This is a genomic window from Microcoleus sp. B5-D4 (genome assembly GCF_036705145.1).
Taxonomy (GTDB): Bacteria; Cyanobacteriota; Cyanobacteriia; order Cyanobacteriales; family Microcoleaceae; genus Microcoleus.
The window spans coordinates 51990-74978 of the sequence record NZ_JAUBTV010000001.1 but is presented as its reverse complement, the minus strand read 5'-3'; the positions used below and the strand labels follow the sequence as shown (position 1 = coordinate 74978).

17 protein-coding genes and 2 tRNA genes are annotated in these 22989 nt (G+C 46.8%); 6 read left to right on the top strand and 13 right to left on the bottom strand.

Translation table 11 applies throughout. The annotated features are described in order from the left end of the window. Positions 1-72: 72 nt before the first annotated feature. A complete protein-coding gene (locus QUB10_RS00310; protein ID WP_333198441.1) occupies positions 73-5541 on the top strand; it encodes an AAA family ATPase in 5469 nt (1822 codons plus the stop codon). Between the two features lie 519 nt (positions 5542-6060). On the opposite strand, the gene QUB10_RS00305 is transcribed toward QUB10_RS00310, so the two are convergent. The 7 genes from QUB10_RS00305 to QUB10_RS00275 form a co-directional block, all read right to left on the bottom strand. After that, positions 6061-6147 (bottom strand) — tRNA-Ser (locus QUB10_RS00305). 60 nt (positions 6148-6207) lie between these two features. After that, positions 6208-8817, bottom strand: coding sequence for a ComEC/Rec2 family competence protein (locus tag QUB10_RS00300; protein ID WP_333198439.1), 2610 nt, complete (start codon positions 8815-8817; stop codon positions 6208-6210). Between the two features lie 238 nt (positions 8818-9055). Continuing rightward, positions 9056-9535, bottom strand: a complete 480-nt coding sequence (locus tag QUB10_RS00295) for a DUF4079 domain-containing protein (protein WP_015176986.1) — start codon at positions 9533-9535, stop codon at positions 9056-9058. A gap of 715 nt (positions 9536-10250) precedes the next feature. Beyond that, positions 10251-10589 (bottom strand): DUF1815 family protein, encoded by a 339-nt coding sequence (locus tag QUB10_RS00290; protein ID WP_015176985.1) that lies wholly within the window; start codon positions 10587-10589, stop codon positions 10251-10253. A 317-nt stretch (positions 10590-10906) separates the two neighbouring features. Beyond that, a complete protein-coding gene (radC, locus tag QUB10_RS00285) occupies positions 10907-11638 on the bottom strand; it encodes a RadC family protein (protein WP_333198437.1) in 732 nt (243 codons plus the stop codon). A gap of 122 nt (positions 11639-11760) precedes the next feature. Then, on the bottom strand, positions 11761-12309 hold the full coding sequence (locus QUB10_RS00280; RefSeq protein WP_333198435.1) for an excalibur calcium-binding domain-containing protein: 549 nt from the start codon (positions 12307-12309) through the stop codon (positions 11761-11763). Positions 12310-12829: 520 nt separating this feature from the next. After that, on the bottom strand, positions 12830-13072 hold the full coding sequence (locus QUB10_RS00275; protein WP_333198433.1) for a hypothetical protein: 243 nt from the start codon (positions 13070-13072) through the stop codon (positions 12830-12832). A gap of 239 nt (positions 13073-13311) precedes the next feature. Here QUB10_RS00275 and QUB10_RS00270 point away from each other — a divergent pair, with 239 nt between their 5' ends. Continuing rightward, positions 13312-14328: a succinate dehydrogenase/fumarate reductase iron-sulfur subunit gene (locus QUB10_RS00270; protein WP_333198431.1), complete on the top strand. Its 1017-nt coding sequence runs from the start codon at positions 13312-13314 to the stop codon at positions 14326-14328. Positions 14329-14422: 94 nt separating this feature from the next. Continuing rightward, positions 14423-14611, top strand: a complete 189-nt coding sequence (locus QUB10_RS00265) for a chlorophyll a/b-binding protein (protein ID WP_333106934.1) — start codon at positions 14423-14425, stop codon at positions 14609-14611. A 359-nt stretch (positions 14612-14970) separates the two neighbouring features. On the opposite strand, the gene QUB10_RS00260 is transcribed toward QUB10_RS00265, so the two are convergent. The 5 genes from QUB10_RS00260 to psbX form a co-directional block, all read right to left on the bottom strand. Next, positions 14971-15591, bottom strand: a complete 621-nt coding sequence (locus tag QUB10_RS00260) for a pre-peptidase C-terminal domain-containing protein (RefSeq protein ID WP_333198429.1) — start codon at positions 15589-15591, stop codon at positions 14971-14973. 229 nt (positions 15592-15820) lie between these two features. Next, positions 15821-17272 (bottom strand): trypsin-like peptidase domain-containing protein, encoded by a 1452-nt coding sequence (locus QUB10_RS00255; RefSeq protein ID WP_333198427.1) that lies wholly within the window; start codon positions 17270-17272, stop codon positions 15821-15823. A gap of 110 nt (positions 17273-17382) precedes the next feature. After that, positions 17383-18507, bottom strand: a complete 1125-nt coding sequence (locus QUB10_RS00250) for a redoxin domain-containing protein (RefSeq protein ID WP_333198424.1) — start codon at positions 18505-18507, stop codon at positions 17383-17385. A gap of 575 nt (positions 18508-19082) precedes the next feature. After that, the gene (locus QUB10_RS00245; protein ID WP_333198422.1) at positions 19083-19892 is read right to left on the bottom strand and encodes a Ycf66 family protein; all 810 of its coding nucleotides are present in this window, start codon (positions 19890-19892) and stop codon (positions 19083-19085) included. A 281-nt stretch (positions 19893-20173) separates the two neighbouring features. Then, positions 20174-20293 carry a photosystem II reaction center X protein gene (psbX, locus tag QUB10_RS00240; protein WP_190741405.1) on the bottom strand — a complete coding sequence of 40 codons (120 nt, stop codon included), beginning with the start codon at positions 20291-20293 and terminating at the stop codon, positions 20174-20176. 124 nt (positions 20294-20417) lie between these two features. Here psbX and QUB10_RS00235 point away from each other — a divergent pair, with 124 nt between their 5' ends. Further along, positions 20418-20702, top strand: a complete 285-nt coding sequence (locus tag QUB10_RS00235; protein ID WP_006634856.1) for a YggT family protein — start codon at positions 20418-20420, stop codon at positions 20700-20702. A gap of 74 nt (positions 20703-20776) precedes the next feature. On the opposite strand, the gene accC is transcribed toward QUB10_RS00235, so the two are convergent. Then, a complete protein-coding gene (gene accC, locus QUB10_RS00230; protein ID WP_333198420.1) occupies positions 20777-22132 on the bottom strand; it encodes an acetyl-CoA carboxylase biotin carboxylase subunit in 1356 nt (451 codons plus the stop codon). A gap of 228 nt (positions 22133-22360) precedes the next feature. Between accC and QUB10_RS00225 the strand changes: the two genes are divergently transcribed. Then, positions 22361-22444 (top strand) — tRNA-Leu (locus QUB10_RS00225). Positions 22445-22762: 318 nt separating this feature from the next. Further along, positions 22763-22975 carry a helix-turn-helix domain-containing protein gene (locus QUB10_RS00220; protein WP_332973393.1) on the top strand — a complete coding sequence of 71 codons (213 nt, stop codon included), beginning with the start codon at positions 22763-22765 and terminating at the stop codon, positions 22973-22975. Positions 22976-22989 lie beyond the last annotated feature (14 nt).

The following is a 22989-nucleotide window of genomic DNA, read 5'->3' as shown; positions in this document are numbered from 1 at the left end:
GAGCGAGCGAAAATAGTAGATAGTAACTCTCAGAAGCTTCAGACTTGACAGAAGCAGTAGGAATACGTAGATATGGCTAACATCACAAATTTTTTTCTAGGATATCACATAAACGAGCAAATATACGCAGGCAATCGAACTCTAGTTTATCGGGGTATTCGCTCTTGTGATCAGCAACCCGTCGCGATCAAATTACTGCGAAATGACTTTCCCAGCTTCAACGAACTGGTTCACTTCCGCAACCAATACGTAATTGCTAAAAACTTAAATATCCCCGGCACTGTCAAGGCATACAGCCTGGAGAGCTATCATAACCGCTATGCTCTGGTGATGGAAGACTTTGGCGGAATTTCCTTATGTAGCTACCTTGCTAGTCTAGCATCCGATAGCAACGAAACCCTAGAAGGCTTGCCAGTTAACGATTTTTTTCCTATGGCGATTCAAATTGCCAACGCCCTTGACGGCCTTCATCGCCACCACGTCATCCATAAAGACCTCAAGCCCGCCAACATTCTAATTAACCCCACCAGTAAAGAAGTCAAGCTGATTGATTTGAGCATCGCTTCCCTGCTGCCGCGCGAAACCCAAGAAATTCAAAATCCCAATGTCCTCGAAGGCACTTTACCTTACATATCTCCCGAACAAACTGGGCGAATGAACCGAGGCATTGATTACCGCACAGATTTCTACTCTCTGGGAGTCACATTCTACGAATTACTAACAGGAAAGTTACCCTTCCAAACAGACGATCCAATGGATTTGGTACACTGCCACCTGGCAAAGCAACCTATTCCCGTCCATGAACTCAACCCAGCAGTTCCTCCGGTACTGTCTGAGATAGTGGGTAAACTGATGGCGAAGAATGCAGAAGAGCGCTATCAGAGTGCCAGCGGACTCAAGTATGACTTAGAAACTTGTTGGCAGCAGTGGAGAGAAAAGGGAGAGATTGCATCCTTTAAATTAGGACAACGAGATTTGTGCGATCGCTTCATAATCCCAGAAAAGTTGTACGGTAGAGAAAGCGAAGTATTCTCCCTGCTATCGGCCTTCGAGCGCGTCAGTGCCGGAAGCACCGAAATGATGCTCGTTGCCGGTTTCTCAGGCATTGGCAAAACCGCTGTCGTTAACGAAGTTCACAAACCAATTGTGAGACAGCGAGGCTACTTTATTAAAGGAAAATTCGACCAATTTCAACGCACCCTTCCCTTTACAGTATTTGTCCAAGCTTTTCGCGGTTTAATGGGACAACTGCTATCGGAAACCGATGCTAAAGTAGAACAATGGAAGTTGGATATTTTGGCTGCTTTGGGCGAGAATGCTCAGGTAATCGTTGAAGTCATTCCTGAACTAGAACGTATTATCGGACAGCAAGCGCCAGTCCCCGAACTTTCGGGAAGTGCTGGGCAAAATCGCTTCAATTTGTTGTTTGAAAAATTCATTCAAGTCTTCACAACAAAAGACCATCCTGTAGTGCTTTTCTTGGACGATTTGCAATGGGCTGACTCAGCATCGTTAAAATTAATTCAACTGCTGATGAGCGACGTTGATAACCGCTATCTCTTTTTAATTGGAGCTTATCGGGATAACGAAGTTTTTCCAGCACATCCATTGATGCTGACGTTAGCAGAGATTCAAAAAACTGAAGCAAAGGTGAATACTATTACCTTAGCACCACTTGATAGAGCCGACGTAAATTGTTTAGTTGCCGATACTCTAGCTTGTTCTACAGCGTTGGCTCAGCCTTTGACAGAACTCGTTTATCAGAAAACCCAAGGCAATCCATTTTTCAGCACACAATTCCTCAAATCTTTGCAGGAAGATGGGCTTATTGAATTTAATTTTGAATCTCGGTATTGGCAGTGCGATATTGCCCGAGTGCGAACCTTGGCACTAACAGATGATGTTGTAGAATTTATGGCACTTCAGTTGCGAAAGTTGCCAGCCCAGACACAGGAAGTTTTAAAGTTAGCTGCTTGTATTGGCAATCAGTTCGATTTGGCGACGTTAGCAATTGTTGATGAAAATTCGCCAACAGAAACCGCATCGGCTTTATGGAAAGCACTACAAGACGGGCTAATTTTACCCATTAGCGAAGTTTATAAGTTTTATCAACCAGAGGGAAATAGCGCATCGGTAATCGCTAAGGAAAAGAAATCTGACCAATTACTAATTACCCATGACCAATTACCCAAATATAATTTTTTACACGATCGCGTTCAACAAGCAGCCTATTCCCTCATTCCTGAAGACCAAAAGCGTTCTACTCACTTAAAAATTGGTCAACTGTTATTAAAGAATACGCCAGAAGCCGATCGAGAAGAAAGAATTTTTGATATTGTCAATCACTTAAATGTGGGAGTTGAGCTAATTACCCAGGAGGCAGAACGGGAACAATTAGCACGATTGAATCTGGTTGCTGGAAAGAAAGCCAAAGCTGCTACCGCTTATGCTGCTGCGGTTGAAGATTTCAAGGTTGGCCAGGAATTACTGACAGAAAATAGTTGGCATAGTCAATACGAACTAACATTAGCGCTGTATACCGAAGCAGCAGAAGCGGCATATCTGTGCGGTGACTTTGAGCGGATGGAAGAATTGGCATCAGTCGTGGAAAGCTGTGCCAAAATGCTACTGGACAAAGTGAAAGTATATGAAGTCCAGATGCAAGCTTGTATGGCGCAAAATAAGTTACAGGAAGCGCTGAATACAGGACTACAAGTTTTAAAACTGTTGGGGGTAGAGTTTCCCTCGGAGCCAAATCCGTCGGATATTGGGCAGGCATTAGGCGAAACTGCGGCAATTTTGAATGAGAAGCGAATTGAGGATTTAATCGATCTTCCTCTGATGACAGCTCCTCAACAACTAGCAACTATAACGATTCTGTCAAGCCTATTTTCTCCTGCCTACGTAGCGTTGCCGCCACTCGTGCCTTTGGTAGTTTGCAAACAGGTCAATTTATCTGTCCAATATGGCAATGCTTCTTTGTCTCCCTATGCTTTTGCCATATATAGTTTTCTTCTCTGTGGGATGGGAGATATTGATCGGGGCTATCAATTAGGTGAACTTGCTTTACGTCTAGTGTCAAAATTAAATGCCAAAGAAATCCAAGCGAAGACATCCGCAATGGTGCATTCTGGTATTCAACCTTGGAAAGAACACCTCAGAAATACCTTACAACCTTTGCTGTCAGATTATTTTTGTGGGCTGGAAACTGGAGAGTTAGAATTTGCTGGCTATGCTATCTATGAATACAGTTATTATTCGTATTTTATTGGCAGGCAGCTAACCCAACTCGAACGAGAGATAGCAAGCTACGCAGATGCCGTTAGTAAAATTCACCAGGACACAGCACTTTCTTATCAAAAAATTTGTTGGCAAGCCGTTTTGAACTTGATAGGAAGATCGCAAAACCCATGCCTTTTAAAGGGAGAAGCCTACGACGAAGAGACAATGCTGCAACTATATCAGCGAACCAATAACTACCTGGGCATTCATTACTTATACTTGCACAAACTTGTGCTTTGTTATCTGTTGGATAATTACCCGGAAGCCTTTAAAAATATGGCTCAAATAGAAAGTTATTTGAGCGCCGCTTCAGGGCAGATAAGTGTTGCAATCTTCTATTTATACGATTCTCTAGTGAGATTGGCGGTTTATTCTGAGACTCCAGAGTCCGAACAACAGGAACTTCTCGACAGAGTACAAGCTAATCAAGAAAAAATGCTGAAATGGGCGCATCATGCCCCCATGAATCATCTGCATAAATTCTATCTAGTTGAGGCAGAACAGCATCGGGTTTTAAACCAAAAAATAGAAGCGGTCGAGATGTACGACAAGGCTATTGCCCTCGCCCAAGAAAACGAGTACATCAACGAAGAAGCAGTTGCTCACGAACTCGCTGCCAAATTCTACTTAGAATGGGGCAAAGAAAAACTGGCAAAACCCTATTTAATTGATGCTTACTATGCTTACGCAAAGTGGGGAGCCAAAGCCAAGATTGACCATCTAGAACAGCGCTACCCCGAATTGCTTGCTGTGATCCTGCAACAGGAGCGAACTCGCCAGAATCCGACAGAAACAACTCACACATCCAGCAGTGAATCATCTCTATCTAACACGAATAGAACAATTATCGGTAGCACCAGCAGTTTGGAGTTAGTAGATTTGCCGACAGTGATCAAAGCTTTTCAAGCTCTTTCCAGTGAAATAGAACTAGAGCAATTGCTAACTACTTTGATGCAAGTAGTAGTGCAAAATGCCGGAGCACAAACCGGAGCATTAATTTTGGAGGAAGGTGGAAAGTGGAGAGTTGCCGTACACTGTACAAATCGCCAAGATTGTGACTTGGAATCACTTCGAGTTGAAGAAAGCAAAGCAATTCCTCTGAACATCATTAACTACGTCAAACGTACAAAAGAAATCTTGGTATTCGATCGTGCCAGCACTCAAACCACCTGGGCTGGCGATCCTTACATCATTGAGCACCAACCCAAGAGCGTTTTATGCACTCCGATTCTCCATCAAGGCAAAGTAATGGGGATTCTGTATCTAGAGAATAATCTCACAACGGGGGCGTTTACGCGCGATCGCGTCGCCATCCTCAATATCCTGTGTTCCCAAGCAGCAATTTCCTTACAAAACGCCCGACTGTATCAACAATCTCAGGAATATGCCCAAAAACTAGAGCTTTATCTCAACGATCTCAAACAGATGCAGTTGCAATTGGTGCAGGGTGAAAAAATGTCTGCTCTCGGAAATTTAGTCGCAGGTGTAGCCCACGAAATTAACAATCCCGTAGGCTTTATCGCCGGCAACTTGCAACCGGCTATAGAATACGTGGGGGATTTATTCAATTTGATTGATTTGTATCAAGAAAAGTTTCCCAATCCGGGAGTGGAAATTGAAGCAGAAATTGAGGATATGGACTTGGAGTATTTGCGAGAAGATTTGCCCAAATTGATTGGCTCGATGCAGGAGGGAGTCGATCGCATCCGCAATATCAGTACGAGTCTAAGAACGTTTTCCAGGGCTGATAGCGATCGACCAGTTTCTTTCAATATTCACGACGGACTCGAAAGCACTCTGCTAATTCTTAAGCACCGTTTAAAAGCCAGCGAGTTCCGCCCTGCCATTGCAGTTGTGAAAGACTATGGTAACTTGCCCCTCGTAAAATGCTTTCCCGGACAGTTAAACCAGGTATTTATGAATGTGCTGGCTAATGCGATTGACGCTCTGGAGGAGTCCAATAAGGGGCGGAGTTTTAGTGAAATTAAAGCTCTACCTAATCAAATCACGGTTCAAACTGCTCTGAGCGAATCCAACAATCAGGTTTTGATTCGCATTAAGGATAATGGAGTGGGGATGTCACCCGAAGTCAAGGAAAACATCTTTAACCACTTATTCACCACCAAGTCTGTAGGTCAAGGAACAGGATTAGGATTGTCGATAGCCTACCAAATTGTTGTGGAAAAACATGGAGGTACATTAGTGGTGAATTCTTCCCTGGGTCAGGGTTCGGAGTTTGTGATTTCTATTCCGGCGTGAGCATTTCGTAGTAGGGCTTTAGCGCAATTAGCGCCGCCTCGCAATTACAGGCTACGTTATTAGAAGAAACAGGAAACTGGGCACGGGGAACGAGCAACAGGCTAGGGGTTTTCGTGCTAGGAACTAGCGACTATGGACTAGGGAAACAAAGAATCTAGACTAATTCCCCCATCCTCACCGAAATGAAAGCAGCTATCATGCTACGGAGATTGTGGAGTTAAATTTCATAATATAATCAGGTGCGCGCACCCTAGGTTAATAAGGTGCGCGCTTGACGCTGAGATGTACGGAGAGGGTTGGATTTGAACCCACGTTAGAGTTGCCTTTAAAATAGATTTCGAGGCAATTTTAGAAATACTTTTGTCTTGACCGATCGCCCGCTTGATGGGGTGGAGTTAAAGCAAAAAGTGGTATATACCGAAGTGGTTTATATACCACTCATATATACCACTGCCTATAAAACTGCACATTGGGCTAAAGAAGCGGATAGCATCAAAGCCTTGTGGAGTAAGGAATGTACGGAGAGGGTGGGATTTGAACCCACGTTAGAGTTACCCCTAAAGTAGATTTCGAGTCTACCGCATTCAACCGCTCTGCCACCTCTCCAATTGATTTGAGATGTGAGCTAAAAGTATATTACCGCACAGTGCGCCACATTGTAAATCTTTATAAAAAAGAAGTTTGATTTTCTTCTGATTCCAGAGTGGTCTTAAATCCCCCAGCAGGAGTCCACTGGAGGGCTCCGTCGCGCCCTGTCCAGAATATTTGGGTTTTGCTTTGGCGCAGTTGGGCGGCGGTTTCTGGGTCGATTTCGTTAGCAGATGCGATCGCCACTTGCGGCCCAACTGCGCCCAATAACTCGGCAGTCAAGGTTTTTCCCGACCACCACAGCACTTGAGCCGGCTTCAAGGTTCCCGTTGCTGCCAATTTTTTTTGCGCTTCCGGTGTCATTTCACCGACGAGCAACCAAGTTCGATTTCCCACCAGGAATTCTACCACCGGCATCTCCGCATTCACCAACTGCAACCGCGTCGAACCCAGATCAACTGTACTGTTAGTTTCTAAAGGAAAGTAAACGCCTTGGCGAGATTGCACAGCCGTTATAAATTCCTGATTGCTGCCACGGTGAATTTGTTTCGGAGCATTATTATCATAAAATGTTTTAATTGGCAAGCGTTCTAGTAATTTTCCCCAACCACTGCTCAAACCTAAATGACCGTGAGTGGCGATCGCAAAATTCACAGAATTAACTCCTTGCTTCTGCAAAAAAGGCAACACTGTAAACCTTACGGTATTTTCATCACCGCTATTAATTAGCGCCACTTTTCCCCGATCTTGAATTACTAACACTGGTTCGCCAGATGTCGCCAGCAAAGTAACTTGAAATAAAGATGATTGAACGTGCCAAGCTGGCAAAACTATGATACTTATTCCCGCCACCAGCGCCAGCGGTAAAATCCAAGCAGATGAAAAACTCGGCAGCGCAATAACTCTACTTTTCCCCTTCTTCCCTTTCCCTTTTTCCTGGTTTTTCCCTCTGACTGCTTCCGGCTTCCGTCTTTGTTCTTCCTTCCTCCTTCTATCCGTTACCTCCTGTACCTTGCTCGTTGCCGAACTTCCCCCGATCCAAACCCAGCAAATTAAACTGTAAACCGCTATTAGTTGAAACACCGATACTTGACCGACAGCTACCGAATTACCTGGTAATTGCGAGAAATATTGGGCGATCGCAATTAACCCCTTTGCCGGATAGTCCAGCAGTTGTGCTAAAACACTGCCAGCCGGCGGAAAAATCAATCCAGCTAAAGCGCTAACCATCCCCCCAATACTCAAAATCCACAGCAAAGGAGCCGCAATAATATTAACTAAAATGCTGTAAGGTGATACCACGCTAAAAACGTAAAGTAGCAGCGGTAGCACCCAAACTGAAGCGGCGATCGGAACCACAACAATCGAAGCGATCGCGGGCGGCATCCAGTCCAATTTTGCCATCAATGGCGGCGTTGTCACGATTAACCCCAAAGTTGCCAAAAAACTCAGTTGGAAACCTAAATCCCAAATCCACAAAGGGTTAACCAGCAGTAAAATAGTAGCAGCGATTAACAGCAATCCCAGCGGCTTAACTTGGCGGTTCAGCACCAAAGCAAATAATGTTCCAAATCCCATTAAAGCGGCGCGGCATACTGAAGCTTCAAAGCCGGTTAATCCCACAAGCAAAAATAAAGCACCGACGCCAAAGCTAAATTGTAATTGTTTGGAAAAACGCCTGGTTAAAGCTAGAACTAAAGCCAAAACCATCGAAACTTGAGTGCCGGAAGCTGCGATCGCGTGGGCTAATCCAGCCTGGACAAAAGAGTCACGGATGTTGTAAGGTAAATCTACTGCTTGTTTGCCGAGGGCGATCGCACTGATCAAGGGCCCTTCGGGAACATTTAACTGCGATAGTTGCGATCGCACGATCCGCTGCCGCATCGCTTGAATTTTCGATGGCTGCATCCCGCTTGGTTCCAAGAAAGCAGCCGTTTGGCTGTTAACTCGATTTACATCCGCGATCGCCTTTTCTCTCCTCCAGTCAATTTGACGGCCTTTGAGTCCGACAAAAGCTCCTTCTCTGGCTAAATATGTTTGAAAATCAAAAGCCCCCGGATTCGACGGTGGCTGCGGTTTGTACAAGGAACCCACAACTGCGATCGTATTGTCGGCGTACAAACCCGTTGTTTGCAACAGCGGCACTGTAACGTAGAGTTTACCGGATACTGGGCGGTTTACGACTGCTCCTCCCTCGCCGCCGTTGATTTCGCTAACTAAATCTGTTTCTAGCCAAAATTGCGATCGACCCGATCGAGTCAATCGAGGTGTACTGACAACTCTACCGCGAACTGTCACTGCCACTTCTTGAGTGTTTCCAACCGCCGGAATCAGTTTGCTGATGTCATCTATTGCTGGTTGGGGCGATCGAACTGCAAAATAAACGCTAGCTAGAAATGCCACCAAACCCGCAACTGCCCACACCCATTTCCCTCGCGGCAGGAGATCCAACAAACTCAACTCTTCCCTCGCATCTAAGGGTGCTTCAAGAGCATTTTCTTTTTGTCTGCTGCGTCTTTTCTTAGTAACTTTGACAGAATTTTTAGTATATTTTCGCAACAATTTCGGCAGGGCGATCGCTACCGCTATTCCCAAAGCAAGTATCGCGTATCTACCCCAAGAAACCGCTGTAGAAATCAATCCCAAAATGTAGGAAAGACAGAAAATGACACCCGTTGCTTGATTCATTAATTAGCAAGTAATTAGCAATTTTTACTGTCCAAAGTAGAGTTGGTTTCAGTCCAGAACACATAATATCAATTCCGGTTATATCGGAATGATTTAACCACAGAGAACGCAGAGAACGCAGAGGAAGAGAAGAGAGAGAGACGAATAATGCCGATGAAGAGAGGATTTGATATAACCTCTGTATGTAGGGTACACATTGCGACCCTACATATACTACCACTGCCTGATAAGTCTTCTTCTAAATAGACAGCCCCAATTTTAAACCGAAAGCCGCGTGCAGCACCATAAGTGCAAGGGCCGTCGTGCCTAAATAAGCGTGAACCGCGCGCAGTGCTAGCTTATTGCCCCCAAAACCCGTTAGCGAAATCAAGCTGCCAACAGCCAGCAAAACCAGCACTGCCGAACCCGTCCAAAAATGCGGACTTTCCATGACTGGCTGGTGCTGCATCACCAGCGACAGCAAGCCGCCTGTATAGCCCAAAGCTAGAAACAGAAACATCCACGGTGCAAGCTTGCGGTGATCCGAGCGACTTTTGAGTGCGACATCTTTATCGGTGGCCAAACGTCCCTGCCATCCCGTATACCCGACAAAACTGCCCATCGCCACTACCACGATCCCCATCATTACAGGGTGTCCCCAATGGGTAATTGGTTCGGGAATTCCTAGACTGCGAAATTGACTGGCGATGGGTTCTAGTAGTTCGCTTAAATTTACCATTTGATACTGACTCCAAACTTGGCGATAAATATTTTCGGACTAATCATTAAAATATTATAAAATATTAGTGTAGCAAGTGCGATCGTGCACTTCAAAGAGCCGTTTAACCTAACAGCCCAACATTGGCCAAAAGCCTAGATATACGCAAAACTTAGCCGGCTTGGGCCGGCTGTGAGATGTTTTACAGCAGTGATGCTGCTTCAAGTTAATTCTTAGCCTGATAGGCTAAATCTAAGAGCAAAAATAAACGCCATTAGCCCGCACATCACACCCCGTGGGCTGCCTTTTGCCCAATCTTCACAGCCTCATCCTCACTCTGGATGTTAAATTTTACCTGCCTGCTCAAAGTTAATTTCAATTCCTTGACTTTTGAATGGCCAAGTGAGAAATTAACATCGCAGCCGACGAGCCGTCACACTTCTAAATTTTGCTAATCGATCTCAAGGGAGAATCAACTGCTGAAAAAAAACTAGAGGTTCCAAGTTTGAGACTTCTGGCATAAAGTCTGCCGTCTGCCCAGGCTCACTTCGATCGACTGAGAGCTCGACTGAGCGCTAAACCGTCTGAAGGCACCCTGATAGCACCCTTGTCTGTTGAGCTGCCATCGCTGTGCACCTAAATGAACCCTCTCAACTAACTCGCTGGGGATTCGGTTTTAGCAGACAAGCACTGACTTTCTTGCGTCGCCTTCCTCGGAACCCTGCAATCGCTACACTCACTGCGCCGTCGCTAAAGTAGCTTCCGAAGGTTGGATTTGATACTTTACGAGATTTGCCAGTTCTTGTAACTGATTAATCGCTTCTGCACCTTCTAGTTTCATGAGTTCGCGGTCGTCCCGCATCTCAGTCCAAGTGATACCGTAATCTGACACTAAGAATCGAATCAGATGGTTGTCCGTCAAACTGACCATAAATGAGGCACTGTTCATCTGACCCCCGCAAGTGTAGCAGGATGCCAGATAACCCCGATGCTCTAGCACGATCGCTAAAGCTTGAAGGTTCATTACCAAATCTTGAACGAATTTACGGTGTTGTTCTGCAAGTCTCAGAAACACAGTTCTCCTCCTATCACCACACCGTGTATTTTACATCCCATTTAATAATTTCTTAATAAATGGGTATTTAGGTGCTGGTTTAGTATACGTTTAGTATGCTCAAAAAAAATCGGATTAGCGACCTCTTCAGCCTACCTATACTAGATTAACCGAGTTGTGATCGAAACGAAGTATCAGCAGCGACATTCAGCCAAAACAGGCTCTAGCGGGGAACTCCAGCCGGAACATTTGCCTGCGGTCAGAGCTGATTCAGCCGTCGGAGAGCCCAAAGATACAAATAACTAATGATAGCAATGAAATTAGTTAAGTATAAGAGTTCAATCGCCCTGGGGATACTCTTCCCAAAGGGTCGTCGTCTGTCGCAAGCTCCGAAAATCGCCATTCCCCAAAATTAAGTGATCCAGTAGCGGAATAGACAAAAACTGCGCTCCCGCCAGCAACTGTCGCGTCAAAGCAATATCCTCCGGGCTGGGTTCCACAATCCCCGATGGGTGATTGTGCGAGATAATCGCCCGGGTCGCCCCCTGGCGGATCACCTCGCGAAAAATATCCCGTGGGTGAGCCAAAGTTTCCGTTGCTGTGCCGATCGTAATTACCTGAGTACCCAGCAGCCGATTTTTCACATCCAGCAACACCACAGCAAAACGTTCCTGAGACTGCCACATCAAGTCCTGACTCAGGGCATCCGCCGCCGCTTGGGGAGAGTCAACCACAGCCATTTCCGGCGGCCGCGACTGAAATACCCGCTTCCCCAACTCCACCGCAGCCAAAATAGAAGTCGCCTTAGCAGGGCCAATCCCGTGAATCTGCGTCAACTCCTGAACGCTAATAGTGCGTAGCACAGCCAGAGGATCGCGGTGGTGCAAACTCAACTGATTTAAAATATACTGTCCGAGCCCGACGGCGGAAAGTTTGCCCGGTCCCTGACCAGTACCCAGGAGAATCGCAATCAATTCTGCAGTCGCCAAACTTTTCGGGCCGCCCGCCATCAGCCGTTCCCGTGGCCGTTCACTCGTTGGCAAATCGACAATTCTCAAGCTGTAAGTCATAGCTGCACCCGCACCGCAAGCTCAACAATTACATGATTTTAGCCGATCGATTTGCCTTCTTCAATTCGTACAATCACCGAAAAAAGCCTTCATCATTAACCGAGGATTTTGGCAGATCAAATCTAACCCAGCGTTTCGCAAGCGATCGAGTCTTGATCTCGATCAAGCTTAAACGGATCACCCGGATATGCCTCTAAAACTCGCTGCGCTTCGGCTTGAGTAGCAAAGTCAGAACAGTTGCAATCCGAGTTAACGCAACTCGGAAAATCGGCACTTTTAACCTTAACTTTAGAAGACTCGTCAATAACTTTCTTGGTGTCTTTCTTTGGCTGCTGTGCATCAAGAGCAATCTCTGCGGTTCGCTCAACAGATTTGACTGCAGATGGCAATTTGCGATCGGGATCTGGTTTGGCAAGTGCAGGTGTGGCAGGAGAAATTGCAGGTTTCGGTGTTGGTGTAGGCGTTTTCACAGTCTTCGGCTTGGGTGTCGGCACTGCCGAAAGCAGTGACGGCTTAGGGGTTTGAGATGATTCTAGCCGATCGGTTGGGGCCGGAGGCGCCACTGAAACTTCCTGAGACGGATTGGGTGCGGTGACGCCAACAAGTACAAACGAAGCCGCCATCAACCCGCCGTACATCGCGGCCGATCGCTTGCGGGTTGGTGCACCCATTTCGGATTAACAATACCCAGAAATAAGGCAGGTATCGACAAGAGAAAGCTTAAGACGAAAAAATTAAACATCGCGACTTTATACCCGTAAAAAATAGAAGTAATCCAGGACGCAGAAACCGGGTTTATTTTACCCAAATACGAGGTGAAGCACGAAGGATATCTGTTTAAACAACCCGATTTCTTTAATCCCTGTGCCTAACTCCTGAGAAGTTAACTTCCTTATTTATCTGCTGGCAAACTCACAAATCCCTAGGATTTACGAAGTAAACTCGAATCTTGGACACCCGACCCTGGTGCAACCGGGTTTCAGAGTGTATTTCTTCTTACTAAACCCACGATTTTTTCCTACAGTTCGCGATCGCACTCCGACGCCTATAAACCGGGGTTTTTAATTGCAGTAAATGAGTATAACCAAGTATTTTTCTTAAAAAACTACGTTTCTCGCCCCAACCGGGCGTAAGTCCTGGTAAAATTCTTTGTAATGCTGCCAAAAAAGTGAGAAGCATACCCAGCTACGTTCAGCGCAAAGGTGCGCTTACCCTAAATTCTGGCCATTCAGTTGAGGCCAGCAGCCCCGATGAAACTGGTTGTGGCGCATTAGGTGCTGTAACCCCAAGCAAAACGAACGAAACTGCCATCAAGCCGCCGTACAAGGCAGCCGATCGCCTGCGAGTTCCCAGTCCCACCCATTGAGGATTTAGCAGACCCAGACAAAAAGCCGGTGTGGAAAACATGAAAGTTAATACAAACAAGCTGGACATCACGCACCTCCGCCTAGCGAATTGCAGCGATTAATTACTTTTATCTCCAATTAATAGCTCACAAATCCGCTTAAAAAAGTTATCATTTAGAATTTATGACTTTGGACTTATTGCCTCTTATTAAGCAATAATAAAATTGGTTAAATCTCTAACTTTAGGTAGGTGTTAAAAAAAATAATAGCTTTCGAGAGAGCCAGAAAAGTCAGCTTAAAATAGAAACTAAATTCCTTACTCAAAATATGAAAGTCCGCTTTAACGTAGTGCGCCAAAATCAAAACGAGGCTCCCCGGGTTCACAGTTACACCTTAGATGTGGAAGAGAGCAATACCATCCTCGACTGCCTCAACAGCATCAAGTGGGAACACGACGGCACTTTAGCTTTTCGCAAAAATTGCCGCAATACAATTTGTGGCAGTTGTTCTATGCGAATTAACGGTCGCTCGGCATTAGCTTGCAAAGAAAATGTGGCCAGCGAACTGGCAAGACTGCAAAAAATAGCCCATTCCAGCTCAGCAGAAATGCCTACCGATTTCATCCCAGAAATCACCGTCGCCCCAATGGGAAATATGCCGGTCATTAAAGATTTGGTTGTTGACATGACCAGTTTTTGGGACAACCTAGAAGCAGTTGAACCATATATCAGCACCGCCTCGCGAGCAATTCCAGAACGCGAATTTCTGCAAACTCCAGAAGAGCGATCGAAACTCGACCAAACTGGCAACTGCATCCTCTGCGGCGCGTGCTATTCTGAGTGCAACGCCCGCGAAGTTAACCCGGAATTTGTCGGCCCCCACGCCCTCGCCAAAGCTTACCGCACGATCGCCGACTCCCGCGACAGCGAAACCGAAAATCGGCTAGAAAAATACAACGAAGGCACCGCAGGCGTCTGGGGATGCACCCGCTGTTATTACTGCAACTCGGTTTGTCCGATGGAAGTTGCGCCGATGGATCAAATTGGTAAGATTAAACAGGAGATTCTCGATCGCAAAGACGACCAAGCCAGTCGATCGATCCGCCACCGCAAAGTTTTAATCGATCTTGTCAAAGAAGGTGGCTGGATAGATGAGCGGAAATTTGGCATCGAAGTAGTAGGAAACTACTTCCGCGACGTTAAAGGTTTGCTGAGTCTGGGCCCGTTGGGTTTGAGAATGATCGCTCGCGGCAAGTTCCCGCTGTTTTTTGAGCCTTCAGAAGGTACCGAAACGGTGCGAAATCTGATCGAATCGGTTCAAAGTTTAGAAAAGTCAGCAGATTAGCGATCGGCTGTCCTTTTCCTGGTAAATTACAAGTTGTGCGATCGCAAAGCTTCCCAAAAATCATCACTCAAAACTCGAAACTTAAAACTTTTAAATGACTGCTCAAACTCCTCCATCTCCAAAACCGACAACCCCAAATACCCCAAAACCAGAACCAGCCTTTGGCTGGAATGCCTACGCCGAACAAATCAACGGACGATTTGCGATGGTGGGGTTCGTGGGACTTTTGCTGCTAGAATTCTTCACCCGTCAGGATTTTTTTACCTGGCTGGGTCTGCGTTAAATTAATCAAAATTAATTAAAAATGGAAGCTGAAAAATTATCTATATTTCAGCTTCCATTGGATTTTTAATAGTTATTGGAAATACACTTTATCAAATTATTAGAAGTAAAAAGTTATAACATTTATAGTGGCATACAAACATATGAATTTACCAAAGTCGATCGCAGTTGCTTGTAGTGCGATCGTCCTTGAATTATAGGGACACGGTATTGCCGTGCCCTGACTCCGAAGTTTAGTTCATATTCTGTTCGGTCGATGACCCCTAATACGGTAGGGGCGGGTTCACGAAAAATATCTGCCAATAATTGACAATCTCAAAAACCCGCCCTTTTAATCGTTCGAGCGGACATGATATCAAACTAATTTCCAGTTGTTTCACGGACGGTTAAACTGTACTTGCCTCTACCTTTTGGAGGCGGATCGTAAGCATTGACAATGACGCGATAGCGACCGTTCGCAGACAAGGTAACAGAAATCTCTGAATTGGAATTTTGCTGCGTTGCATCATCATTTTCTGCAAGTAGCTCGCCCTGGGAGTTGAAAATAGCGAGATAAGTATCAAACTCGGTACTTTCTACGGTAACAACCACTTTCTGACCCTGAGTCCCTTCAAAGGTATACTCATCGTACAAACTGCTGTCCGAGGGCAGTACAGAAGACTTAGCAGGGCTGAGTTCTCCGTTTTGCTCTAAAAGGACTTTAGATGAACCCGCATCAGGACTCGATCGAGGTTCTACACTTGGGCTCTGAGTTGGCGAACTTTGTGGTGATGGCGACGGGTTGGGGCTTGCTTGAGCTAAAACCGCCTTGCCAGCAGGCTTCGCATCAGTTAAATTTTGAGGAAATTCTGCTGAAATGAGGGTGGAACTACTGTTAGCAACTCCACCTAAATTGGAAACTGGCAGGGAGACAGTCGGCTTGCCAGAAAAAGTAGCTACCAGAGCAATTGGCGCGATCGCCCAAAATCTAACTTGACGCATGAATTACCTCGATTTGCAACGAAGAAGGAAGTTCGGCAACGGATTCTGTAACGGATTTAACGGATGGGACAAAGGAAGTGCGGCAACGATTCTGTACAAGATTTAACGGATGGAAGAAGGAAGTTCGGCAACGAGCACTGTACAAGATTTAATGGATGCAGGGAAGCAGGAAGCAGAATAATTCGACCAATTACCAATTCCCGATTACCCATTACCTTTTTCCCCATTTTCACCGGACTGTTAGAGTATAACGACCCCGGCCCGCAGCATCGTAAGCATTGACAATTACGCGATAGCGACCCGTAGCGGGCAAAGTAACGGTCAGAAACGCATTTTTAGTCGAATCGCTCCCATCGTCATTTTCTGCCACTAATCGGCCGTTAGGGCCAAAGATAGCCACATAGGGATCGAAATCTGTACTTTCGAGGGAAATGGCTACAGACTGACCCGATCGACCTTCAAAAGTATACTCTCGATACAGACTGTTGTCAGACGGCAATACTGGGCCGCCTGCGACTAAAGCGCCTTCTTCTTGCAAAATCGCCCGAGAAGGCGCGGTAGGAGCACTCGCTTTCAGTTCTAACGTATAAGCCCCTGACTGCTTAGCTTGGTAGGAATTTGCCACTAACGTGTAAGTCCCGTCTGCTGGCAGCCTGACTGTAATTCTGGCGTCTTTCCTGCCTGCGCCGTCATCGTCTTGCGCGATTTCGCGTTGGTTGGGCCCGAGCAAAATTAAATAAGGGTCAATTTCTTGACTTTTCATTTCTATTGTGATTTGCTGGCCCGCTTTTCCCTCAAACGAGTAGAGGTCAAAAAAGCTGTTGTCGGTGGGCAGAACGCTAGACTTCTCGGTGAGGATGCCGCTGACGGCGGGCCCGTTTAACGCAACTTTTTGAGGTGATTTGTTGCCACCAAAGGGCGATCGGGCTTGAGCCACGCGGGGAGCCCGCCCTTCTCGCACTGCTGTCAGGAAAGCGGGTAATTTGTCTGCGGAAATTGCAAAACCGATACCGATATTGCCACCGCCCCGGCCGCGAGTAAAAATAGAAGTATTGACGCCGATTAATTCTCCTGAACTGTTGAGCAGTGGGCCTCCTGAATTGCCGGGATTGATGGCGGCGTCGGTTTGAATTAAGCCCCGCTGCTGGTCGATGCGACTGACGATTCCGACTGTAAAAGTACCTTGAAATTGACCGAAGGGATTGCCGATCGCAAATGCTTGTTGCCCGACTTTCACCGAACCGGGACGGGCTAAAGGAATGGTGGGCAAATTGTTTTGATCGCGAATCTTCACCACGGCTAAGTCTAGACCTTCTTCGCCGAATCCAATGACATCGGCGACAAGTTTTCTGCCGTCTGACAAAATGATATTGACGGTACCGCCTGCCGAAACAACGTGGGCGTTAGTTAACACCATGCCGTCGGGGCTGATAATTGTGCCGCTGCCGTTAGATTTATCTGTATCAACCGTAACAACCGCCGGACTAGCCTTTTCGTAGACTCGAATATTGGTTTGTTCTTCGACATTTTGGGCGATCGCACCCTGGGAATGCACCGAGTTAAATTCCGTTAAATCTGTTGATTGCCGCACAGGGGATGTGGTAACAACCGCACTGGCGCTGGCTGCAACCCCAACCGTTAAAATTCCCGATACTGCTAAACTTAGAAGTTTGAAATTCATGGGGATCGATTTAGTATTTAGCGATCGGTAGCTAGGAATTAGGTTTTGTGGCTAACCGCTAACTACCTTCTCTAATTATTTTAGGACTTGCACCACGGTAGTGACATTCCTTACGCCGGTTCTCCAATTCGGGAATCTGAATCAGCAGCTAAATACTTAAAATTAGCTTGTCGTACCTCGGCATCCTCATTGCCGTAGAAAAAAGACAGCAAAGCAAAACGCTGGCCGCTAATCACCGGCGTCGCTTCATGCAGCAAAGAACACGAAAAAATAATCGCCGTGCCACAATCCCCTTTATAACCGTGCGGCGCGTACTCGGGAAACCGTAAAAATCCCCCCGTGTACTCTCCCACATTCAAGTTTAGCGTCATCGCAAACCTGCGGTGCACCGTAGCTTTGCTAGTGTTGTCGCGGTGCGGCAGAAAATAACCGCCGCTGTCAGCATCGTAACAGCCCACCAAATACCGCTCAAACCTGGTAATTGTAAACTGAAAAGCTTTCTCTACTTCCGGCCGCACCCGGCGCCAAATAATCGCACTCAATCGCTGCTGTAACTTCGGGTCTTCAATAAAGAAATCTCGGCGCTTCTTGAAAGTGTCGTCGTGCAGACCAACTGTTTTCCCGCCTATTTGCCTCATAAAGCCGGAAGGACTGCCACCGTGAGTTTTGTACATATCGATTAAACTGCGGCAAGATGCTTTGTCCAAAACGTTAGGAATTACCAACACCGGAGCGTGGCGAGTGGCTGCTCGGGCTTCCTCAATTGGGGGCAAAGTTTTGAGAAAATCTAATACTTGCTGGGCGTGTTGGTGCGGTTCGCCCATCGGCAAAATATTAATTACCTGAAGGTTTTCGTTGAGTACAAAAGTTTGGGGTGCATAGTGAACTCCGGCAACTCCATTTTCTTCGACATCTCGGAAAACACCGTACTGCTGGCTGACTTTTTTATCCAAGTCCCAGAAAAAGATGAATGATGGAGCAATTGTGGTTGGCCTGTTTTGTTCTTTGTCTGCTGGGTCAACGCTCACTCCGAACTGCGGTACTTGCAAGCTTTGGAATTCTTCTGAAAGCTCTTGAAAGCTTTTGAGGATAACTTGGATTTGTTCAAAAGCTGCGCTGGCAAAGAAAAACAGGACGACTCGCCGGCCGCCAACAGTCTGGAAATGAAATAAGGGGTTATTTGTAGAAGGAATGGAAAACCAGGGAGCCGGATCTCCTATTTCGAGTAATGGCATCTTGCTGATTTGAGATTTGGGATTTTATTTTTAGATTATTATGCTGTCGATTAGTTCCACAGATTCGGTATGTCAATCGATTTTAGATTTTAGATTTTAGATTTTAGGATCGCGAATTAAATAATTTACACTCTTGAAAGTGGGGAGTAGGGTTGGGCTTATAGCCCGCCCTTTCTGGACGGGCGGGACGCCCATCCCACAAGAACCATCACGCATTCTAAGTTATTGAATTTTCCTTCCTGAGATTAAAGAATTGAAGCATTGACCCCACGAATAAATTCGGGGACTCCTTTATCGGATACAGGTTTTTTATTGAGCCGTCCTGAGTCTGCTTTCGGAATGAATCCGGGGGCTTGTATCCTGGATGCTTGATTGTCAAAATAAATTTTAAAAAAAATTAGCTTTTATTTGTGTATATCTGCGTTTTTATGCGGTTTCACACTCGCAATTTACAGTCTTTTTAAGCAATAAGTCTAATATCTGAGAATAAGTAGATGGGCATCAATAAACGCAACTTATTTTTTTGCCTGCGGGTACGAGAAAAGTTTAGTTTCACCCATCTACTTAGTGTTTGCCTATTTGTCGAAACTGGGGGAATTATCCGGTTGGTCTTCCGGGTATTCTACAGGTCGATACTCCACGTAATCTGACGGCGGTGCTTCCACGTCGCGGTTGCTGGGGCGAGACCTCGATGATTCCGTAGGACGGGGTTTTTTGGTTCTCGGCGGCGTATCGGAACTGCGGTTTTCCGAAGCAGGGGGGCGACTGCTGCGGCTGCGGGTCGGTCTTTCTTCGGGGTTGTCTGAAACGTCCCAGTTGTCCGACTCTTGGGCAGGCGGGGCTTCTGGGCGAGAGGGACGTTTGCGCGAGGATCGATCGGGCGAGTCGGGCCGTCCGGTGTTAACGCTGCCGTTGCGATTCGAGGGGCGGCGGCGGGGTTCGTCGTCGTAGGCTTCCCGAGAGGAACGGTAGTCTTGGCTGCCTCTGATGCGGGGACGCGGCGGATAGTCTTCCTCTGGTTCTAGCTGTTCCATTTCGGCATCGTAGCCGTCGTAACCGTAGGCGTTGCTGACCGGTCGCTCTTCATCTACGTATTGGGCGCGACTTTTGGCTTGGGCTGTGGTCGCTCCTCGCAGCTTAATACTTTCTGCTGCAAAAAATATGGCGGAACCGGTGAGCAGAAATTGACCGAATGCCAGAATTGGGTCAAGCCGCCACCCCTGAAATAACAGAATACCGCCGCACAGCAAGCCGACTGCTGCAAAAAAAATATCGTGGTCTCGGGCTAGTTTGGGACGCCACGATCGCAGAAAATACAGTCCTGCCCCTGCTACTGCTAGGATAATCCCTAACAGGCTGCTCCAGTTCAATCCTAAATTGACCATTAGCCTATCTCCTATGTCTTTCCTATGTTAGCGAGTTAGATTTTACATCTATCATTAAGTCTGTCAGCCCGACTGTGCTTTCTGGGGCAGCGTCCGGTCAGGGTTTCAGCTTGGTAAGTGAGTATAATAATGAGTTTAACGGGAAAAAACCTCAGCTTGGCAGTCAACTGAAGGTTTTGCCTTGACAGTTGCTGGCAGCCGAGGTTTCTCGGATCGGGGAAATGCCCGACTTGTAGCCCACAATTGACTTGCAGCGCCGGACTTAGAAACCCGCTGACTTTTTAGGTGCGCTTGATTTTGTCTTTTTGGCTGATGAATATCAGGGCGATCGTTGCTGGAATCACTACTACCACCACGCCCACCAGCAGGCTGTACAAGAAGTTCGCGAGAGAAGGAGTCATAGATTCAAAGCCTTTGTTACAACAATTTGATTTTTATTAATTTTATACTTTCGATCGCACCTGTGAAACGGTTAAAATTCTGAAGGGCTGACTTAACAAAACTTAAAATTTCGAGATAAGACCCATGACTGGTATTACCGTTGCAAGTTGGATTCTGGGCTCTGTCCTAGTCGTGATGACCTTGCTGTTTATTTTTCGGATCGTCCTGACTTGGTATCCCGAGGTGAACCTGAGCAAGTTGCCGTTGAGTCTGATTGCTTGGCCGACGGAACCTTTTTTAGCCGTAACTAGAAAGATTGTACCGCCGATCGGCGGGGTGGACATTACGCCGATTATTTGGGTCGGTATCTGTAGCTTGCTGCGAGAAATGATTCTCGGTCAGCAAGGGCTACTGACAATGATGATGTAGAAGTTGGCGGTTGACTGTTGGCGGTTGACTGTTGACTGTTGGCGGTTCACTGCCAACTGCCAACTGCCAACTGACTAATGACTGTTTTGGTTCAAGAACTGTTCGACGAAATTCGTGTAAACTTCGCCGCTGAGAAACTCGGGGGAATCGAGGATTTTTTGGTGAAAGCCCAGGGTGGTAGGAACGCCAGTGATAGCACATTCCCGCAATGCCCGTTTCATCCTGCGGATGGCTGTCGGTCGATCGCGCCCCCATACAATTACTTTACCGATTAAAGAATCGTAGTAAGCGGGTATTTCGTAATCGGTGTAAACGTGAGAGTCCATCCGCACGCCAGGGCCACCGGGAGGCAAATAACCGCTGATTATGCCGGGGTGAGGCCGGAAATTGCGATCGGGGTCTTCGGCGTTGATGCGGCACTCGATGGCGTGGCCGTTGAGAACTACTTGGTTTTGCTTGATTTGCAGTTTTTCTCCTTGGGCGATGCGGATTTGTTCGGCTATCAAGTCGAGGCCTGTAATCATCTCGGTGACGGGATGTTCTACTTGGATGCGAGTGTTCATTTCCATGAAGTAGAATTTGCCCGATTTGTCAAGCAGAAATTCGACTGTGCCGGCACCTGTGTAGTTGATCGATTTGGCGGCGGCAATGGCGGCGTGACCCATTTGATCTCGCAGTTTTTGGCTGAGGGCAGGGCTGGGGGCTTCTTCGAGGAGTTTCTGGTGTCGGCGCTGAATCGAACAATCTCTCTCGCCGAGGTGGATGACGTTACCGTAGTTGTCGGCGAGGATTTGGATTTCGATATGCCGGGGTTTTTCGATGAATTTTTCGAGGTAAAGTCCGGGGTTGCCGAAGGCTGCATCGGCTTCGCCTTGGGCGGCTGAGAATAGTTTGGGGAGTTCGGATGCTTCTCTGACTAGCCTCATCCCGCGGCCTCCACCGCCGGCGGTGGCTTTGATCATCACAGGATAGCCGATCTCGCGGGCGATCGACAAAGCTTCGCGATCGTCGGCCAGCAATCCCTCGCTACCGGGAACAGTGGGGACTTTCACCCGCTGCATCGTTTCTTTGGCGGTGGATTTGTCACCCATCGCCCGCATCGCCGCAGGAGAAGGGCCGATGAAGGTAATTTGATGGTCGGCGCAGATTTCGGCAAATCGGGCGTTTTCGGCGAGGAAGCCGTAACCGGGGTGAATGGCTGCGGCGTTGCGCGTCAGGGCGGCCGCGATGATGTTGGGGATGTTTAAATAGCTTTTGCTGCTGGTGGGGGGGCCGATGCAAACGGCTTCGTCTGCCAACTGGACGTGCAAGGCGTGTTTATCTACGGTGGAGTGAACGGCGACCGTGGCAATCCCCATTTCCTCGCAGGTCCGCAATATGCGGAGAGCTATTTCTCCCCGATTAGCGATTAAAATTTTCGAGAACCCCATCTTCGCTGCTTAATTCACTCAATATTCTGTACAATAATGCCTTTCGGTATGTTCTGGATAATCGTTTTGCAGAAATTGTTCACAAAAATTTATTTTACATTTGGCTGGTAGTGGTGCTATGATTGTAAATCGGCGGTGTCAAAGGGCAAGTCACAAGTTAAATGTCAGGAACCTCAACCTGTGAATCTTTAACTCGTAACGCAAAAATCCCGGAGATTGCCAGAAAGAGCGGATGTGGCGGAATTGGTATACGCGCACGCTTGAGGTGCGTGTGGCATTATGTCCTTGCGAGTTCGAGTCTCGCCATCCGCATTGAATATATAAAACAACTGTTGACGGTTTTGGCTGTCGGCAGTTGTTTTATTTTTGATGGGTGGGTAGTCAGAAACCGGGTTTTTGCGAGAATATTTGGTTATAGGCGAAGATTTGGTGAAAAACCCGGTTTCTTTGATTTGTGGGTGAGTACCATCGGGTGCGGATTCATCAGATATCTTTAAGTGCGATTCCCTACGGGATAGCTTCGCACGCGCGGACTTCTGACAGATCCGCACGATACAAAATACTGTTTAACTGTCGATCGACAATTGTGTTTTAATTTAAAAGATAGATACTTATCGTTTGTCAAGTAGAATGGGGTTAGTTAGGTTCCGAATCCGAGAGTTGGCTGACGAAAAAGGATGGACACTAAAGGATGTTGCCGATCGCTCCGAGGTTCCGTACAGCACAGTCAGGCACTATGCTCGATCGGAAGGACTAGCAACGGTTGATATCACATCAATTCAAAAGATAGCTCGCACTCTCGATGTTTTGATTGAGGAGTTGATGGATGTGGTCAAAGAATGAACTAATTTATCAGT

Excerpts from the sequence above, each read along its gene's own strand:
- QUB10_RS00310 (WP_333198441.1), top strand. The coding sequence starts at position 73 with ATGGCTAACATCACAAATTTTTTTCTAGGATATCACATAAACGAGCAA.
- QUB10_RS00300 (WP_333198439.1), bottom strand. The coding sequence starts at position 8,817 with ATGAATCAAGCAACGGGTGTCATTTTCTGTCTTTCCTACATTTTGGGA.
- QUB10_RS00295 (WP_015176986.1), bottom strand. The coding sequence starts at position 9,535 with ATGGTAAATTTAAGCGAACTACTAGAACCCATCGCCAGTCAATTTCGC.
- radC (WP_333198437.1), bottom strand. The coding sequence starts at position 11,638 with ATGACTTACAGCTTGAGAATTGTCGATTTGCCAACGAGTGAACGGCCA.
- QUB10_RS00280 (WP_333198435.1), bottom strand. The coding sequence starts at position 12,309 with ATGGGTGCACCAACCCGCAAGCGATCGGCCGCGATGTACGGCGGGTTG.
- QUB10_RS00275 (WP_333198433.1), bottom strand. The coding sequence starts at position 13,072 with ATGTCCAGCTTGTTTGTATTAACTTTCATGTTTTCCACACCGGCTTTT.
- QUB10_RS00270 (WP_333198431.1), top strand. The coding sequence starts at position 13,312 with ATGAAAGTCCGCTTTAACGTAGTGCGCCAAAATCAAAACGAGGCTCCC.
- QUB10_RS00265 (WP_333106934.1), top strand. The coding sequence starts at position 14,423 with ATGACTGCTCAAACTCCTCCATCTCCAAAACCGACAACCCCAAATACC.
- QUB10_RS00260 (WP_333198429.1), bottom strand. The coding sequence starts at position 15,591 with ATGCGTCAAGTTAGATTTTGGGCGATCGCGCCAATTGCTCTGGTAGCT.
- QUB10_RS00255 (WP_333198427.1), bottom strand. The coding sequence starts at position 17,272 with ATGAATTTCAAACTTCTAAGTTTAGCAGTATCGGGAATTTTAACGGTT.
- QUB10_RS00250 (WP_333198424.1), bottom strand. The coding sequence starts at position 18,507 with ATGCCATTACTCGAAATAGGAGATCCGGCTCCCTGGTTTTCCATTCCT.
- QUB10_RS00245 (WP_333198422.1), bottom strand. The coding sequence starts at position 19,892 with ATGGTCAATTTAGGATTGAACTGGAGCAGCCTGTTAGGGATTATCCTA.
- psbX (WP_190741405.1), bottom strand. The coding sequence starts at position 20,293 with ATGACTCCTTCTCTCGCGAACTTCTTGTACAGCCTGCTGGTGGGCGTG.
- QUB10_RS00235 (WP_006634856.1), top strand. The coding sequence starts at position 20,418 with ATGACTGGTATTACCGTTGCAAGTTGGATTCTGGGCTCTGTCCTAGTC.
- accC (WP_333198420.1), bottom strand. The coding sequence starts at position 22,132 with ATGGGGTTCTCGAAAATTTTAATCGCTAATCGGGGAGAAATAGCTCTC.
- QUB10_RS00220 (WP_332973393.1), top strand. The coding sequence starts at position 22,763 with ATGGGGTTAGTTAGGTTCCGAATCCGAGAGTTGGCTGACGAAAAAGGA.